This window comes from Clostridium sp., assembly GCF_036569345.1.
In the GTDB taxonomy this organism is placed as follows: domain Bacteria; phylum Bacillota; class Clostridia; order Clostridiales; family Clostridiaceae; genus Clostridium_AD.
The window spans coordinates 1-17,315 of the sequence record NZ_DATCQT010000175.1; the positions used below are offsets into that span (position 1 = coordinate 1).

General features: G+C 30.2%; 16 protein-coding genes and 1 pseudogene. 12 read left to right on the plus strand and 5 right to left on the minus strand.

The features are described 5' to 3' along the window. The 9 genes and pseudogenes from VIM70_RS17665 to gpmA form a co-directional block, all read left to right on the plus strand. Window positions 1-343, plus strand: a pseudogene (locus VIM70_RS17665) (hypothetical protein); the annotation flags it as partial. A 348-nt stretch (window positions 344-691) separates the two neighbouring features. Beyond that, window positions 692-913, plus strand: coding sequence for a CsbD family protein (locus tag VIM70_RS17670; RefSeq protein WP_331947099.1), 222 nt, complete (start codon window positions 692-694; stop codon window positions 911-913). A gap of 253 nt (window positions 914-1,166) precedes the next feature. After that, window positions 1,167-2,021 carry a DUF1186 domain-containing protein gene (locus VIM70_RS17675; RefSeq protein ID WP_331947100.1) on the plus strand — a complete coding sequence of 285 codons (855 nt, stop codon included), beginning with the start codon at window positions 1,167-1,169 and terminating at the stop codon, window positions 2,019-2,021. A 160-nt stretch (window positions 2,022-2,181) separates the two neighbouring features. Further along, window positions 2,182-2,748 (plus strand): DUF5317 family protein, encoded by a 567-nt coding sequence (locus VIM70_RS17680; protein ID WP_331947101.1) that lies wholly within the window; start codon window positions 2,182-2,184, stop codon window positions 2,746-2,748. Window positions 2,749-2,861: 113 nt separating this feature from the next. Beyond that, window positions 2,862-3,347 carry a hypothetical protein gene (locus VIM70_RS17685; RefSeq protein WP_331947102.1) on the plus strand — a complete coding sequence of 162 codons (486 nt, stop codon included), beginning with the start codon at window positions 2,862-2,864 and terminating at the stop codon, window positions 3,345-3,347. Continuing rightward, complete coding sequence (locus tag VIM70_RS17690; protein ID WP_331947103.1) at window positions 3,331-3,984, plus strand: accessory gene regulator B family protein; 654 nt, start codon at window positions 3,331-3,333, stop codon at window positions 3,982-3,984. Before VIM70_RS17685 ends, VIM70_RS17690 begins: the two co-directional genes overlap by 17 nt. A 6-nt stretch (window positions 3,985-3,990) precedes the next feature. Then, complete coding sequence (locus tag VIM70_RS17695) at window positions 3,991-4,125, plus strand: cyclic lactone autoinducer peptide (RefSeq protein WP_331947104.1); 135 nt, start codon at window positions 3,991-3,993, stop codon at window positions 4,123-4,125. A 69-nt stretch (window positions 4,126-4,194) separates the two neighbouring features. After that, a complete protein-coding gene (locus VIM70_RS17700; RefSeq protein ID WP_331947105.1) occupies window positions 4,195-5,898 on the plus strand; it encodes a diguanylate cyclase in 1,704 nt (567 codons plus the stop codon). A 155-nt stretch (window positions 5,899-6,053) separates the two neighbouring features. Then, the gene (gene gpmA, locus VIM70_RS17705; protein WP_331947106.1) at window positions 6,054-6,785 is read left to right on the plus strand and encodes a 2,3-diphosphoglycerate-dependent phosphoglycerate mutase; all 732 of its coding nucleotides are present in this window, start codon (window positions 6,054-6,056) and stop codon (window positions 6,783-6,785) included. Window positions 6,786-6,873: 88 nt separating this feature from the next. Here gpmA and VIM70_RS17710 read toward each other — a convergent pair whose 3' ends face one another. The 4 genes from VIM70_RS17710 to VIM70_RS17725 all read right to left on the minus strand — a co-directional run bounded on the left by VIM70_RS17710 (window position 6,874) and on the right by VIM70_RS17725 (window position 12,273). Then, the gene (locus VIM70_RS17710; RefSeq protein ID WP_331947107.1) at window positions 6,874-7,539 is read right to left on the minus strand and encodes a YARHG domain-containing protein; all 666 of its coding nucleotides are present in this window, start codon (window positions 7,537-7,539) and stop codon (window positions 6,874-6,876) included. Between the two features lie 140 nt (window positions 7,540-7,679). Continuing rightward, on the minus strand, window positions 7,680-8,726 hold the full coding sequence (locus VIM70_RS17715) for an alpha/beta hydrolase (protein ID WP_331947108.1): 1,047 nt from the start codon (window positions 8,724-8,726) through the stop codon (window positions 7,680-7,682). 207 nt (window positions 8,727-8,933) lie between these two features. Further along, on the minus strand, window positions 8,934-9,989 hold the full coding sequence (locus VIM70_RS17720) for an NAD(P)-dependent alcohol dehydrogenase (RefSeq protein WP_331947109.1): 1,056 nt from the start codon (window positions 9,987-9,989) through the stop codon (window positions 8,934-8,936). Window positions 9,990-10,377: 388 nt separating this feature from the next. Continuing rightward, on the minus strand, window positions 10,378-12,273 hold the full coding sequence (locus tag VIM70_RS17725) for a sigma-54-dependent Fis family transcriptional regulator (RefSeq protein ID WP_331947110.1): 1,896 nt from the start codon (window positions 12,271-12,273) through the stop codon (window positions 10,378-10,380). A 282-nt stretch (window positions 12,274-12,555) separates the two neighbouring features. Between VIM70_RS17725 and fsa the strand changes: the two genes are divergently transcribed. Both fsa and VIM70_RS17735 read left to right on the plus strand, forming a co-directional pair. Beyond that, window positions 12,556-13,203 carry a fructose-6-phosphate aldolase gene (fsa, locus tag VIM70_RS17730; protein ID WP_331947111.1) on the plus strand — a complete coding sequence of 216 codons (648 nt, stop codon included), beginning with the start codon at window positions 12,556-12,558 and terminating at the stop codon, window positions 13,201-13,203. 271 nt (window positions 13,204-13,474) lie between these two features. Then, window positions 13,475-15,196: a sensor histidine kinase gene (locus VIM70_RS17735; protein ID WP_331947112.1), complete on the plus strand. Its 1,722-nt coding sequence runs from the start codon at window positions 13,475-13,477 to the stop codon at window positions 15,194-15,196. Between the two features lie 66 nt (window positions 15,197-15,262). On the opposite strand, the gene VIM70_RS17740 is transcribed toward VIM70_RS17735, so the two are convergent. Beyond that, complete coding sequence (locus VIM70_RS17740; RefSeq protein WP_331947113.1) at window positions 15,263-16,654, minus strand: hypothetical protein; 1,392 nt, start codon at window positions 16,652-16,654, stop codon at window positions 15,263-15,265. A 140-nt stretch (window positions 16,655-16,794) separates the two neighbouring features. On the opposite strand from VIM70_RS17740, the gene VIM70_RS17745 reads away from it, so the two are divergent. Next, window positions 16,795-17,298, plus strand: coding sequence for a hypothetical protein (locus VIM70_RS17745; protein ID WP_331947114.1), 504 nt, complete (start codon window positions 16,795-16,797; stop codon window positions 17,296-17,298). Window positions 17,299-17,315: the final 17 nt, after the last annotated feature.

The window sequence follows — 17,315 nt, forward strand, 5'->3', positions numbered from 1 at the left end:
GGGACAAGGAGGAGGCCACGGACCTGGAGGGAATCCTGGACAAGGAGGAGGCCACGGACCTGGAGGGAATCCTGGACAAGGAGGCGGTCACGGACCTGGAGGGAATCCTGGGCAAGGAGGCGGTCATGGACCTGGAGGGAATCATGGACAAGGAGGCGGTCACGGACCTGGAGGATATCCTGGACATGGCGGAGGTCATGGACCTAAGATATGGCACGGACATGGAGGATATTACGGTAATCATTACTATAGTGATATTAACTACTTCTTTTTTCTTAATTCCATTTATTATCCTTACTACCCTTATGATCCCTACTACGATTATTATAATGATACTTATTAATAAAGGTTTGCTGTGCACTATAAAACGTTGCGGGTAGCAATGCTATTAAATTTGTAAAAGAGAAGGTATAGTAAAATTTTACTATACCTTCTCAAATGTAAGTGGTAATTCAATCTCGCATTTATAAATTTATTAATTTTCTATGTGGATTTATTCTGCTACTAATTCATAGAGCCAATTAAACACAAAGAACATGTGGAATATTCACATTAATAGAATTGAAAGGTAAATAAAGGATAGTAATGGTACTATATACATATACTATGGTAAATTCATGATAAAAATTAATCGATTTATGAATGTAATGAATAAGCTTGGAATTTGGAAAAAATAAAATGGAGGTGCGAAATGTCAAATATAAAAGATAAATTTGAGAGCGCAAAGGAGAAAGTTATTGGGAAAACGAAGGAGAACTTGGGGAGGGCCACTGGTAGTGAAGAGACGGAACTTAATGGGAAGATTCAGTCACAAAAGGCTGATTTAGTAGATAAGTTTGGCGAAACCAAGGAGAAGATTGCAAAAAAAATAAATGATCTATTAGATAAAAATAAAGAGGACAAAGAAATATAAATTATATTTTTATAATAAAGCCTATATCTTTAATTATTCAGTAAATTAAGATATAGGTTATTTTATTTTTCTACTAATGTAATGATAGTCGGAATTAGTAGAAAAAATTGAAAATAATTGCTTGCTAATTTCTAAAAAAGATGATAACTTTACCCATGAGGGTTTGTACAATAATTTAATATTGTACAGCTGTATAATTAAAATTGTTGATGGCTCATGATTAAGAAAAGCAGAGAAGAAGGAGATTTATTTTATGAATGAATTACTTAAAGAAATTGAATATAATAATGGGAAATTCCCAGAAGCACAATTAAAGGAAATAATAGACCATAAGGAAGAGTTCATACCTGAATTAATTGAGATATTAAAAAATGCTAAAGAAAATTATCAAGAGATTTTAGAAAAACCTAACTATTTTGTTCATATTTATGCAATTTTTTTGTTAGCACAGTTTAAAGAAAAGGAAAGTTTTAACCCTATTATAGATTTAATTAGTTTACCAAAGGAAATTCCAGATGATATTTTTGGAGATTTTCTTACAGAGGATTTACATAAAATTTTAGCATCAGTTTGTGGCAATGATACTCAGCCAATAAAAAGATTAGTGGAAGATAGCAATGTTAATGAATATGTTAGAAGTGCTGCTATTAAAACCTTTATTGTACTTTTGGGCGAAGGTGTTATATCTCAAACGGAAGTTATTGAATACTATAAAAGTTTATTTGAAGAGAAACTTGAACGAGAATCTTCACAAGTTTGGAATGAACTTATATATGATTCTTGTGAAGCTGGCCCTAGTGAGCTGTATGAATACATAAAAAAAGCTTATGAAGATGGATTAGTAGATGAAGAGTGTATATCGTTAGAAGAAGTAGATGGAGCAGTTAAAATCCATGATAAAGAAAAATTTTCGAATTTAAAAGATGAAGGATATGGATTTCTTAGGGATACTATAGAAGAGTTAGGGTGTTGGAGATGTTTTACTAAGAGAAGTGAATCTAAGTCAGAATATATTTTAGGAATTAATAAAATGAAAAAGATGAATAAGGGGAAAAACAAGAATAAAAAAAAGCAGGTAAAAGCTACTAAAAAGAAGCAAAGAAAATAATAGTAAAATGTGCTTAGAATATCCGTAACAATTGGAATTCTAAGCACTTTTTCTTTGATAAGTTTATTTTTGTAAAAGGGTAGAAATATATCCAATAAATGAGTATAATTTAAAATAGTAATTTAATTTAATATTAGAATTTTGAATGTGAGGAATATATATGATAGAACCCATACTCCTAGCCCTTTTTATATCAAAAATAAAAGGGTATAAAATAAGACCGATTTTTAAAAGCTGGGCAATATACCCTTTATTAACATTTGTATTTATGTATTTAATTTTAGAAGTCATGCTATTTAATGGTAATTATACATTTATAAAATATGCCAGCACTTTTCATTATATTTATCTTTTAACATTTTTAGTTTTGATAGTTAAATATAAACTTAATATTAGCGCAATTATTGGGTCGATATTTATTTTTATTGGAAGTATTTTGAACAATGTTGCTATAGCAGCTAATAATGGGAAAATGCCTGTGTTTCCATCTTTATCCTATTTAACTGGTTATGCAAAACCAGATTCTTTTATTAAGGTCAATGATATACACATTTTGGGAAGTGGAGTTACAAAGTTAAAGTTTTTGACAGATATATTTGATGTGGGTTACAGTGTTATGAGCATTGGAGATATATGTATAAGAGTTTTTGCGTTTATTATTATATTTAATTCTATAAAGGTCATCAATAAAACGACGATAATGAAGAATGAATCGTTGCAGAAATAATATTTTAAATTTTATTGAATTATATTAATAATTATATCCTATTTTGTAATATTAATGATATAATCGATTTTATATACAAAATATTTAGAAAGTTGTTAGAGGAGAAATAAAATATGTTGAGAATAACGTTGTTAGAATTTTTTTTAAGAGGTCTTCCAGAAGGATTTTTAATTATCTTTGCAGTTTATGCATTTTCAAAGACTGTTATTAACTTAAAAAAATATATAATATCAACTATAATTTATATTGTTGCAGTCTATTTAATTAGGTTATTACCAATACAATATGGGGTACATACTTTTCTTAATATTATAGTGATTATTGTATTAACTGTAAATATAAATAAAATTGGTGTAATTAAATCAATACAAGCAAGTATCATGGCAATGATTCTGGAATTTATATGCGAAGGGATTAATGTTTTTATAATAGGTTATATCTTTAAAGCGGATATTACATATGTGTTAAGAGAACCTTCATTAAAGATATTATATGGAATTCCATCATTGTTGATTTTTGCAACTACGGTATCCACATATTACTTTTGGTTGACTAGAAGAAAAAAGTTAAGTGAGGTAATAAATGGAGAGATTATCTAATAATATTGCTAATAAAATAGCATCAGAATTAAGTCTTGATAAGGACAATAGAGAAGTAATTGCTTATGGTACTTTTGCTTTGATGCAAATGTTTCTTTCTATATTTCTCGTATTTTTATTTGGATTGTTATTCCATGTTGCTTTTGAAGCTCTAATAATTTCATTTACAGCTGCTATTCTTAGAAAATATTCTGGAGGGGTTCATGCAAGTTCACTAGGAATTTGTACTTTTATAGGCACAATTGTATGTGTAGGGCAAGCAGTATTAATATCACTTATAATAAACTATGTAATTAATTTTAAATTAACTATAATACTAGGTGTTGTAATTTTTATATGGGCCTATTACATTATTTATAAATTAGCACCAGTAGACAGCATTGCAAAACCCATAGTAAAAAAAGAAAAAAGAAATCGGATGAAAAAAGGATCTATAATACTTTTAAGTGTTTATTTAATTATAACGGTATTTTTTATCCTGTTTTATATAAGTAGTGGTGAAAGAAAGTTTGTTTTTTTTGCCCTATGTTTATATTCTGGAATATTATGGCAAGCGTTTACGCTTACAACTCAAGGACACTTATTAGTAGGAAAAGTGGATACCTTTTTCAATCATATAACAAATAAAAGGGGGTAAAGTAGTATGAAAAATTTAAATAAAAACTTATTAACTTTAATTGCAGTATTAACTACACTTGTTGCAACTTCTGTAGCTTCTTCAGCATGTTTTTGGTTTAGTTATCAGCCTGAAGAACCAAAATGCCTAAGAGAAAAATAATAAAGAAATGAGGTTAGTTTTACTGACCTCATTATTTTATTATAATGAATTAAATAAGGTAGTGATAATATGAGTAATTTAAAAGACGATAAACAGAAAAAAATCAGCGAAATAGTGTCAATAATAAAGTTAGCTTCCCTGTTATTTTCAGGAATAGTCTTTTTAAGATATTTCTTCAATGGTATTGATACGAAAGTATTTACAGGCAATACGAATTATAGTTTTATCTCATTTTTCGTAGTAACATTAATATTAGTGTTAATATACTTTTTATGGTCATTTTCAACAGTTAAAAAAATAAATATAAAATATATTAATATTGTACAATGTTTGGAGAATTATATATTTATTTTATTTTTTATTATTGTTATATTTTATTCAGGCAAAAATACAAGTGACTATAAATTTATATTTTTATTTATTATAATAGCTGCTACTATACAACAAGGTTTGAAACAAGGTATGATAGTAGCTTGTATTTCTTCAACTTTTATATTAGCATTAGACCTTATTATGGTTACATCTAATGCACAGGTTAATCAGTTTTTTGAAAATGATTTGATTTTAACTGGAGTCTTTATACTTACCGCTTGGCCTTTGGGATTTTACGTGAAAATTGAAAATGAACATATTAGAAAACTTGAGAGCCTTGCAAATGAAGATGGACTCACGGGGCTTTATAATCATAGGTTTTTTTATGATGCTTTAGAGGGGATAATGAAAGTCTGTGAAAAAGAAAATAAGCCTGTTGCAATGATATTTATTGATATAGATTATTTTAAAAACTATAATGATGTTAATGGGCATCAAATGGGTGATGAAGTACTTAAAACTATAGGGCTTATGCTAAAGAACAGTTTTAGAAAAGATGATATTGTGGCAAGATATGGTGGCGAAGAATTTGCAATAATTTTTCCTAATACTTCTGAGATTGATGCTACTAAACTTGCAGAAAAATTACGAAGTAAGGTAGAAAAAACTTATTTTAATGGCGAAGAAAACCAACCAAATGGTAAGTTAACAGTTTCAATAGGTATATCAACTTACCCAGATAAAGCTAAAAATGCTATTGAACTTTTTAAAAGTGCGGATGATGCACTTTATAGGGCTAAATTTTTTGATAAAAATAGAGTGGAAGTTTATACTTCTATATTAGATGAATTAAAAGATGATATAGAAGATGAACATATAGATATTATTACTTCAATAAAAACCCTGATAAGTGTCATTAATGCTAAGGATAAATATACATATGGTCATGTTGAAAGGGTAGTTATTTACAGCAGGTTATTGGCGGATAAGCTTGAACTTAACGAGAAAAATAAAAAAGAATTAGTATATGGTGCTTATATGCATGATATTGGAAAAATAAATATTCCAAAGGAAATACTAAATAAAAATATGCCCTTAACCCCAGAAGAATGGGAAATAATGAAACAACATTCATTAAATGGAGTGGAGATTATAAAATCTGTTGGATCACTTAAGGAAATTATTCCTATAATATTACATCATCATGAAAGATACGATGGAAACGGATACCCTGGTAATCTAAAAGGGGAGAATATACCTTATCTTGTGAGGATGTTAACAGTAGTGGATTGCTTTGATGCCATGACTTCTAATCGGCCTTACAATAAAAGAAAAACCTACAAAGAAGCTATTGAGGAACTTAAAAAATGCAGTGGGACTCAATTTGATAAGGATATTGTTGATGCTTTTATCAAAGTTATTATGGAAAGCGAAGGTGCTTTTGGTAATAGATATTCTTAAATAGTCTAAGAAAATTGGTAACAATAAAATATAGTTACAATATATTCTATAAGATAATAATATTGATATGGTAGGATAGTAATTCTATTGAATACATATACTATGATATACTCATTATAAAATTTAATGAATTTATGAGTAGGGGAGTGGTTAGGTTGATTAAGCTTGTATTAATAAGACATGGTGAAAGCATATGGAACAAGGAAAACAGATTTACTGGTTGGTCTGATGTAGATCTATCTGAGGATGGTCTAATTGAAGCAAGAAAAGCCGGGCAAATACTTAAAAAAAATGGCTATATTTTTGACGTGGCATATACTTCTGTATTAAAAAGGGCAATTAGGACGCTTTGGATTGCTTTGCATGAGATGGATCTAATGTGGATTCCAGTATATAAATCATGGAGGCTAAATGAAAGACATTATGGGGCATTACAAGGTTTAAACAAGGCAGAAACCGCGCAAAAATATGGAGATGAACAAGTTCATAAATGGAGAAGATATGTAGATGTGAGGCCACCTGAACTTTTGAAAACTGACGATAGATATCCAGGGAAAGAGCTAAAATATAAAAACTTAAGAGAAGAAGAAATCCCTACAACTGAAAGTTTAGAGGATACTGTGAAGAGGGTTATGGTTGAATGGTTTCAAGAAATAGTACCTCAAATTAGAAAAGGTAATAAAGTTATAATTTCTGCACATGGAAATACCTTGAGAGCCTTAGTGAAACATCTTGATAATATATCAAGTGATAATATTGTAAGTTTGAATATACCGACGGGAATTCCACTTGTATATGAACTAGATGATAATTTAAATCCTATTAGGCACTATTATTTAGGGATAGATGGCGAGATGGGTAAAGATGAAATTCCTGGAACATTTTAAAACATTACATAAGTAAGTTAATATAATTACTAAAAATAAATTCAGAAAACGTGGATAACATTAATTCACATTTCCTGAATTTTCTTTTTTATTTCTTTTCATATTTTAAAATTAGTTGCACGTTATATATTTCTGCAGCATTAAATTCTGCATCAGTTCCTTTAAAGTTAGGATTTTGTTTATACCACGATTTATTATTAAAATAACTCTTAAATGGCTCAGTTTTAAATACAAACCCATGTCTAGCAAAAATTTCATTTCTAGCTAAAGGTAAGGTTTCTTTGCTTAATTTAGATACATCAGAATCTAAAAGATTTTCATCTGCACTTTTAGGAAAAATATAATAATTAGGGGAATTAATTTTATCTTTATCTGTTTCATTTGTAGCTATAGTAGCATCTGATTTTGTTTTGGAATCTGTAGATTTATTAGTGTTAGGCGTTACTATATTTTTTGTAGTAGTTTTGTCTGGATTAGAAGCAGTAGAGGAAAATTTTGAAAGTGAAATATAATAGCTTACAATTCCTACAGACAATAATGCTAATATAACACCAAATACAATCACAGTTAAAGTCTTAGGTTTTCTAGTACTAATATTTTTCGAAGTAGTTTTAATTTCTTTTGTGGCATTGTTTAAATCATAAGTTGAAACCTTTTCAGATTTTATTGAATTATTGTTTATATTTTTAGCTCCACATTTTAAGCAAAAATTGGCATCATCTTTTAATTGAAAACCACATTTAGAACAATACATAAATTATCTCTCCTCTTTAAGCCTTATAGAATTATTATACTAAAAGAGGGCTAATTTTTAAAGGTTATAAAACAAAAAATGATGAATTTTTTCTAAATTAATACTGAGTTAATAAATTTTCTAAAAAATATATAATATAATTAAACTTGCTTTATATTAAATTGCTTTTGCAGATACGTGGAAATTTCGTTTAGTGCCTCATCTGCTTTTTTAGTTATTTTATCCATTGAAATGAAACCATGTGTAACACCATTATATCGGGTAGTAATTACATTCACACCTGCAGCCTTTAATTTATTGCCATAGTCTTCACCCTCATCCCTAAGAGGATCAAATTCAGCTGTAATTATAAGCGTGTTAGGTAAATCTTTGAAATTTTTAGATAATAAAGGGGAGGCATATATATTTTTTCTATCTTCTAATTTTGGAGTATATAGGGAAATAAATTTTTTAGAGTTTTCTTTTGTAAGATTATAATCCATCCCAAAATACGACCAAGATTTAGTATTCAGTTGATATATGTTTGTAGATGGATATATTAGTACCAGAGAAGTAATGTGAGGACCGCCTTTATCACGTGCCATTTGAGAAACCGCAGCAGATAGATTTGCACCAGCACTGTCACCTGCAACGCATATCCTATTAGAGTCCCCATTAATACTTTTAGCATTTTTGTAAACCCATTGGAGCACATTATATACATCATTAAGCCCGGCGGGGAAAGGATCCTCTGGTGCCAGTCGATAATTTACAGATACAACTATTGCCTTTGAATTTTTAGATAGTTTTCTACAAACATTGTCATAGTCATCAACACTACCACTAATCCAGCTGCCACCATGTGAATAGATTATTATAGGTAAATTACTTCCAGTGTCAGGAGTATATATTCGTACTGGCACTTTATTTGAAGCTGTTTTTACATCCATATTTTTTATATTAGAAAAGGATATAGGTTTGGATTTCCATTTTGTGGTACCCTTATTTAACGATAGACGCATTTCATATATTGATTTGCCTTTGAGTGAAACAGGACTTAAATGCTCTGATATTTTTGTCATTACACCAAATATTGTATCAAGCTTACCATAACTTGTTGTAGTTAGATTTTTAATTGTGAGTGACCCAAATATTATAACAAACAAAATAACAACTGATGAAATCCAAAATATTTTTTTCGTTTTCATTTGATAAATCCTCCTTCATTATAATTGTTTAATAAATATCTTTAACTATTATAATGAGCAAAAATTAATTTTATATGCGAATTCTGTAAAATAGTATATTTGAAATTTTACGTGGAGAAACAGAGAAAGCTAAAGTTAATTAGATTACTGTGTTTAATTCATTATAAAAAAATGGATGATACTTATACAAGTATCATCCATCTATTTTTATATTATTACTACAGGTTTAATTAAATCAGGCGACTTAACTTTCATTGACATAAGAGCTTCTTCCATCTTATCAAAACCATGATAAACATGTGTTACTAATCTACTTAGATCAACACGATTGTATTGTACAAGGTCAATTAGCTGTTCCATTCTAAGACGTCCTCCAGGACAAAGACCTCCAACTATAGTCTTATGCGCCATTCCACATCCCCATTCAAGACGAGGGATTGGAAGGAAATCTCCACTTCCATGGTAGTTAACATTGGATACAAATCCACCTGGTTTAACAATAGTAACAGCTTGTATTAAGGTTTCAGGGGTGCCACCTGCAATAATTACACGGTCAACACCTTTTCCCTTAGTTAAATCCATTATTTGTTTTGCGATATCACCTTTTTTATAATTTACTATGTCTGTTGCACCATAAAATTTAGCTGCATCAACACAGATCTGTCTTGAGCCCACTGCTATTATTCTACCAGCACCACGCATTTTAGCACCAGCTATTGCCATTAGTCCAACTGCTCCAATTCCTATAACAACAACGCTTGAGCCTAATTGAATATTTGCAAGTTCTGCACCATGAAAGCCTGTTGTCATCATGTCTGTTATCATAACAGCAGTTTCTAAAGACATATTATCTGGCATCAAAGCTAAGTTCATATCCGCATCATTTACATGGAAATATTCTGCAAAAACGCCATCCTTAAAGTTTGAAAATTTCCAGCCTGCAAGCATTCCGCCTGAATGCTGATGGAAACCTGCTTGAGCCTCAAGTGTTCTCCAATCAGGGGTTATAGCAGGGACGATTACTTTATCTCCTACTTTGAAATCCTTTACTTCAGAACCTATCTCATCGATTACACCCACAGCTTCATGTCCTAAAAGCATATCATGTCTGTCTCCGAGTGCTCCTTCAAATACAGTGTGAATATCAGATGTACATGGGGATACTGCTAGTGGACGAACAATTGCATCAAATGGACCTGCAACTGGTCTCTCTTTTTCAATCCAACCTACTTTATTGACGCTTAACATTGCAAAACCTTTCATTTTAAAACCTCCTAATATTTTTGTATCATTGTTTATAACTCTTCATCTTGATAGAATTGATATTTTATTAACTATTAGATTACAGTGAATTCATAAAAAAAACTTCTGAAACAACCTTTGTAATAAATTTTTAACAATGTATTGTACATATAATATAAGCAATAGTCGTGCCAAAGTATATGTTCATTTGATAAAGTAGATATTAACTCAATTTATAAATAGAAATAAATAAAGTGTAGTAAAAAAACGTCACTACATATTATAAAAAGCGTATTAAATTACGACAGTGTTGTAATTTAATACGCTTTTTTAATCGAACTATTGTTACTTTTTTAACAATAGTTTAAATATAGATAGTTAAAAAATATACAATAAATAAAAATTATGATTAGTTATCTTGTTTTTTTAGTTTTGAATAAATAGTACTTCTATTTATTCCTAATACTTTAGCAGCCTTAGTTATATTACCATTGCATTTCTTTATACAATATTCTATCGCCATTTTATCCCATTGTTCCAGTGTAAACATATCATATTTAAAAGTTTCTTTTGAAAGAAGGTATTCAGTTTTTCCTAAAGTCTTTTTCCCGAATTTAAATGAAGTATTCCCATTCATATTTACAATGTTTTCAATACAATTTTCTAATTCGCGGACATTTCCGGGCCAAGTATAATTTAGAAGCATTTCATAAATATCATATGGTATTTTAGGAATTGGTTTGTTTATCTTAATCGCTTTCGCTTTTAAAAAATATTCAATAAGAATTTCTATATCTCCATCTCTTTCCCGTAGTGGTGGAATAAATATAGGGATTACACTTAATCTGTAGTATAAGTCTTCGCGAAATGTCCCATTTTCAACTTCTTTTTTCAAGTCTTTATTTGTGGCGGCAATAATTCTTACATCAACACGTATACATTTATTTCCTCCAACTCTATTAAAAGAAGAGGTTTCCAGTACTCTCAATAGGTGCACCTGCATTTCAAAGGGCATTTCTCCTATCTCATCAAGAAATAGAGTACCTCCATTTGCAAGTTCGAATTTCCCCTTTTGTCCACCGCGTTTTGCACCTGTAAAAGCTCCCTCTTCATAGCCGAAAAGTTCACTTTCTATTAAGCTCGTTGGTATTGCACCACAATTAATTGCAACGAAGCTGTTATCATTCCTACTACTATTGTTATGGATTGATTGAGCGATAAGTTCTTTTCCTGTACCGCTTTCTCCTTGAATTAGAACAGTCGACGGACTATTTGCTATGATTTTTGCCTGTTCAATTACTTTTGCAATTTGATTACTATTACCAATAATATCATGAAAACTATAACTAGCATTTTTACCTATATACTTGTTAACCAGATTATATATATTTTTAATATCCTTAAATATTGCTACTATACCTATAATTTTATCATCTTTATTTTTTATTGGGTATGCGGTAAAGCTAAATTTTTTATTTTTACCTTTGTAAGGATAAAATACCTCTCTATTTTCATAAGCCTTACCAACAATTATTTGTCCCAGTATATATTGCCAATTATCCAAAATTTTATCTGCATTTTTATATATTACTTCATCTTGACTTATATCTAGCATACTGCAAGCACTTTTATTTATAGCCTTAATTACTCCAGCCGTATCAACGGCAAAAATTCCTGAATTTAGTGAGTTCATAACTTTATTTAGATATTGATAAGCATTGAATAATTCATTTTGAGTTTTTTCTATCTTCAATTGATTTTCAATTGATTTAACTGCAGCAACAACAAGCCCTAAGCTATGAGGATGAGCTAATTGGCATCTCCCTGTGAGATTTAGACATCCAATAATATTTCCTTCTTCATTATGAATAATAGCTGCAGAACATGTAAATTTATGATATACAGTAATGTAATGTTCTTTACCCGAAATCTGGAATGATAAGTTCTCGAAAATCGCAGTTCCAATTGCATTTGTGCCAGTGCTTTTCTCACTCATGTCAGCACCTTCTACAATTCCAACTTCTGCAATATATTTATTAATATCATCATCACCAATTATACTGAGCACGAAACCTTCTTTGTCAGTAAGATATAATGAGAATCCTGATCCATTTAAGAAATCGTATAATATTTCCATGAATTTTCTTGAAATGTTTATTAACTCACTGTTTTCTTCTAAAGATTTAGACAATTCTTCTCCCTTAAGTGTTCTTTTCGGAAATATTTGTTGCTTACTTATTTGGTCTTTAATACATCTTTTTTGAGATCTTTTTATTATTTCTTTAAAATTATCTGTTTTAATCATAAAGTTCACCCCGCTTGTGTTAAAAATGATAACATAATTATATCATAACCATTTATAAACCAAAAACATAATGGTAAGTTATATTCTGTTTGCCTGATAAAGTTAACAGTTGAATAAATTTATTGGTGGAGCCGCATGATAGGGCCTGAAACTGTTATAATAGACCATAACACAAACCTAAGAGATGCTATAAAAGAAACAACAGGGTAAAAATTATGTTGTAAAATAAAAAAACAAAAGGTTGGATAATTTTATTCAGCTTTTTACGAGGAGGAAAAATACATGAAATTATTTATTGATACGGCAAATGTTGATGACATACGTGAAGCTAATGAAATGGGTGTCATTTGTGGGGTAACTACTAATCCGTCTCTAATAGCAAAAGAAGGTAGAGACTTTAATGAAGTTATAAAAGAAATTGCATCTATTGTAGACGGACCTATAAGTGGAGAAGTAATTGCATTAGACTCAAAAGGCATGATAAAAGAAGGAAGAGAAATAGCTAAGATTCATAAGAACATGATTGTTAAAATACCAATGACACAAGATGGTCTTAAGGCTGTTAAAGTGCTTTCAAAAGAGGGTATAAAAACTAATGTAACATTAATATTCTCAGCAGGACAAGCGTTACTTGCTGCAAGAGCAGGAGCTACATATGTTAGCCCTTTCATTGGAAGACTGGATGATATAAATGCCAATGCTATGGATCTAATAAGAACTATTGTTACAATATTTAAAGTTCACGGGATAGATACTGAAATAATTGCTGCAAGCATAAGAAATCCAATGCATGTAACAGATGCTGCAGTTGCAGGTTCGCATATTGCTACAGTACCACTAAAAATTATTAAACAAATGATAAAACATCCTTTAACAGATAATGGAATAGAAAAATTTTCTGCAGATTGGAAAGAAACTTTCGGTAAATAATTCAACCATATTTAAATTTTCAATAAGGTAATAGGTATTTAGATTACTTAAATTATATTATTTTAATAAAAACTATAGATTAGACATTTTAAATGTTTAATCTATAGTTTTTTTAAGAGGTAAATTATTGATTTATTACTAAAATATATTATAAATTAAAAAATATCCTTGAATAAGTATGTGATTTTCAATATAATGAAAATATGATTTTTGAACTAAAAGGGAATTTTGTAAATGTACCTTAGATTTTGGATTAGGGGGCGTAAGAATCATGAATTGTAATAATAAAGAAATAAAAAATGATGATAATTTTTATAATAATTTTTTTAAAAATACTCCAGTAATAATGCTTGTGATTAATTCACAAACCTCAAAAATAATAGATGCCAATCCTTTTGCGTGTTCTTATTATCAATATAGTTATGATGATATGCTGAAACTAAAAATTAGTGATATTAATATGTCTTCTATAGAACATATTCCTCATGAAATGAATAGTGCAATCATTAAACAGAAAAATTGTTTTTACTTTAAACACCGATTGTTTAGTGGTGAGATTAGAGATGTAGAAGTTCGTAGTGGACCGATAATTCAGAATGGCAAGATACTATTATATTCTATAATACATGATATAACTGATAGAGTAAATGTTGAGGAAAAACGCAAAAAAATAAATAATGAACTTCAAGAAAAAATAGAACTTCGTACAAAACAATTAGAAGAATTGAATGTTATTCTTCAAAAAAATATAACTGAAGGTTTGAAAAATGCGGAAATTTTAAAAGAAAATGAAGAACGTTTGGCATTTGCACTTGAAGGTAGTGGAGATGGTGTCTGGGATTGGAATACAGTCACTGATGAAGTGGTTTATTCGAAAAGATGGAAAGAAATGCTTGGATATGGAGAAAATGAGATTAAGAATGTACATAGTGAATGGAAAAAGAGAATTCATCCTGATGATAGGGAGTGTGCATTCGCAAAGTTAAATGGTTATATAGAAGGAACCCTACCAGTTTACTTGAGTGAACATAGACTACTTACAATAGATGGCTCTTATAAATGGGTACTATCTAAGGGTAAGGTCATAAGATGGACTGAAGATAGAAAACCTTTAAGAATGACTGGAACACATTCTGATATTACAGGCAGAAAGCTAATGGAGAAAGAACTAAAAGAAGCAAAAGAAAATGCAGAAAGGGCTAGTATAAAAAAAAGTGAATTTATTGCTAATATGTCTCACGAGCTTAGAACACCTCTTAATATAAATTTGTCAGCAATCCAGTTATTTGAGTTATATTTTGAAAATGACTGGGATTTAGGTAAAGAAAAAATTTCTAAACATATGAAATCTATGAAACAAAATTGTTTGCGTTTATTAAGACTAGTAAATAATTTAATTGATACCACAAAGATTGAAGCTGGGTTTTACGAACCTCTTTTAAGTAATCATAATATTGTAGATGTTATTGAAAGAATTGCGTTATCAGTTTCAGATTATGTAAAACAAAAAAATATAGATTTTACATTTAACTCAGAGGTGGAAGAAAAATTAGTGATTTGTGATGTTGACATGATTGAGCGTATAATGCTGAATTTAATTTCGAATGCAATAAAATTTACTAATAATTCTATTAATATTAATATTTATGACAAAGCATTGACTGTTGTTATTATTGTTAAAGATAATGGAATTGGAATTGAAAAAGAAAATCAGGATTTAATATTCGAACGATACAAACAGGTTTCAAAATTACTTACTCGGGAGACTGAAGGTAGTGGCATTGGATTGTCTTTAACGAAATCTCTTGTTGAAATGCTTGGTGGAAATATTAGTGTAAAAAGTAAATATGGAAATGGAACTGAATTTATAGTTGAACTCCCAGCTAAAAATCATACAAGTGAGAAATTAATATCTCAGAATGTAAATGACATTAGTGATAACGACAAATTTACAGAAAAGATGAAAGTGGAATTTTCAGATATTTATAAATAAGAAAACATTGCTTAATATAAATAAAGTGTTACCGCCAGTAAAGGCGGTATTAACTTTTTTAATAAACTATATTTTGGTTATTTTCCAAATGACACCTGTTTTTGGATAGAACTCATCAGGTTCATTCTCAGGGGTAACGGCAAAGTCTAAAACATACATAGCACCACCTGGACCAAATACAACATCGATAGGTCTTTCAAAGCCGCCCTCACCAGTATGGGATGCTGCAAAACCTGATTTATTAATAGCAAAAGTAATTACTTGCCCTGTAACCATATCGATTCTTGATATTCTATGACCTACTTTGGGGAGTGGTTTACCTCCGGTTGTCTCTGGAGCTTCACTGCCATATTCGGCAATATAAACATCGCCATAAGGTCCGAAATCTGTATTATAGTTAAAATCAAAGCCCATTATAGCAGCATGAGGTGTGAAAAGTGCAAAGGGTTTTGGTGGAAGCATTGGATGATTATTTATCAAAAATTCAGGTTGAGGTTTACCTTCAGCCTTAAACATAGGTAATGTAACTGGAAGCCCACCTGTGTAGTCTGGCCATCCGTACCAGGCGCCAGGCATGATTAATTGAAATTCATCGGGGGAGTTTTCTATAGGCCTACTACCTCTAACATCTGAACCATGATTTGTTGCAAATAATCTATTAAAACGGTCAAATTTTAGTTTAAAGGGATTTCTAAGTCCCCAAGCAACTAGTTCAAGATTTGAACCATCAAGATTTGCTCTAAGTATGCTTCCGGAAGTGCGTACAATTCCCTTTTTTACACCATACGTCATGTTTGGTATACCAAAGGGGGAATATGCACCTGTATAGGTATAATCATTTGGCGCAGCAGTTTGAATATTTTCTGTTACAAAGTTTTGTCCATTTAGAAGGATATCAAGACCAGGGTAGTCATGAAAAAAGGGATGTTCTTTAACCCAACTGTTATCCAAGCCTACTACCCCTGAATTAGTAGCTGTTCCTTGTCCAAAGTACATTTTCCCATCTGCAGCGAAAATTACTTGGTTATTGTGATGATCCCCAAGGCTAGGCAGACCGGATACTATATCTTTCTTTGTTCCATCTGGTTTGACTACAGTTATACAACCTCTATGAGATACATAAATGTCACCATTGTGATAATTAATACCTGTTAATGGTACATTAAAGCCTTCTGCCACTATTTTATAACCATTATTAGTAAGACGTAGAACTTTACCATTTCCGGAGATAACTCCGGCATCAGCAACAAGAATTTCTCCTTTTTCTGTAAAGACCATGCTAATTGGAGTATCTAATTCCTGTGAAAATACATCTATCTTATATCCAGGTGGTAATTTTATGTCTGAGGGATTAAGTTTTCTTTTATATTTTTCAGTAGGATGACTTGGAGGTGTAATAACATTTGCCTCACGAGAGGGGGTTACTATATGAGGTATTGATTTATGTTTTTTTGACATGAATACACTCCTCTAAATTTATATATATAATAGTATATTCTTTAAGCTTAGTTTTAATTCTTAGCTCATAACAAATAGCGGTACTAATATTAGTTTGAAATCATATGATATTATAGATTAATTAATGAAGGAATTTTATTATGAAGACTAGGACTCTTGTAATTGGAGCTTTACTTGCAGTTATAACAGCTTTTTTTCAAGTGATGCCTGTTTTGTTTTCAGAAGTGTTTCTTTTTCTTACTATATTTAGTGCTGTGCCTATTTATATTGTTTCTAGAATAAATCCTAAAGCAGGAGTCTTGTCCTATATTGTGGCAGGCATGCTTGTTATGCTTATTAGCACACATGAAGGACTTTTTTTTCTATGTACAAACGGGATTATAGGGGTATCTCTTGGAGCATGTAGCTATTATACAAATAGAAAAACTATTATTTTTATCATAAGTTCAATTGCGCTAACAATTACATTGTGCATTATGAATTATGGCATAGGTATACCTATATTTGGTAGCAAGATGACCGGGGGAATATCAATTCAACTTGGTATATTATTCATAATTTCATTGGTATGTAACATTATATATTATTGGTTTTCAGACTTTATATTTAGAATTCTTAAAAAATCCAATAGTTACTTACTTTAGTTACAAAACACTTAGAA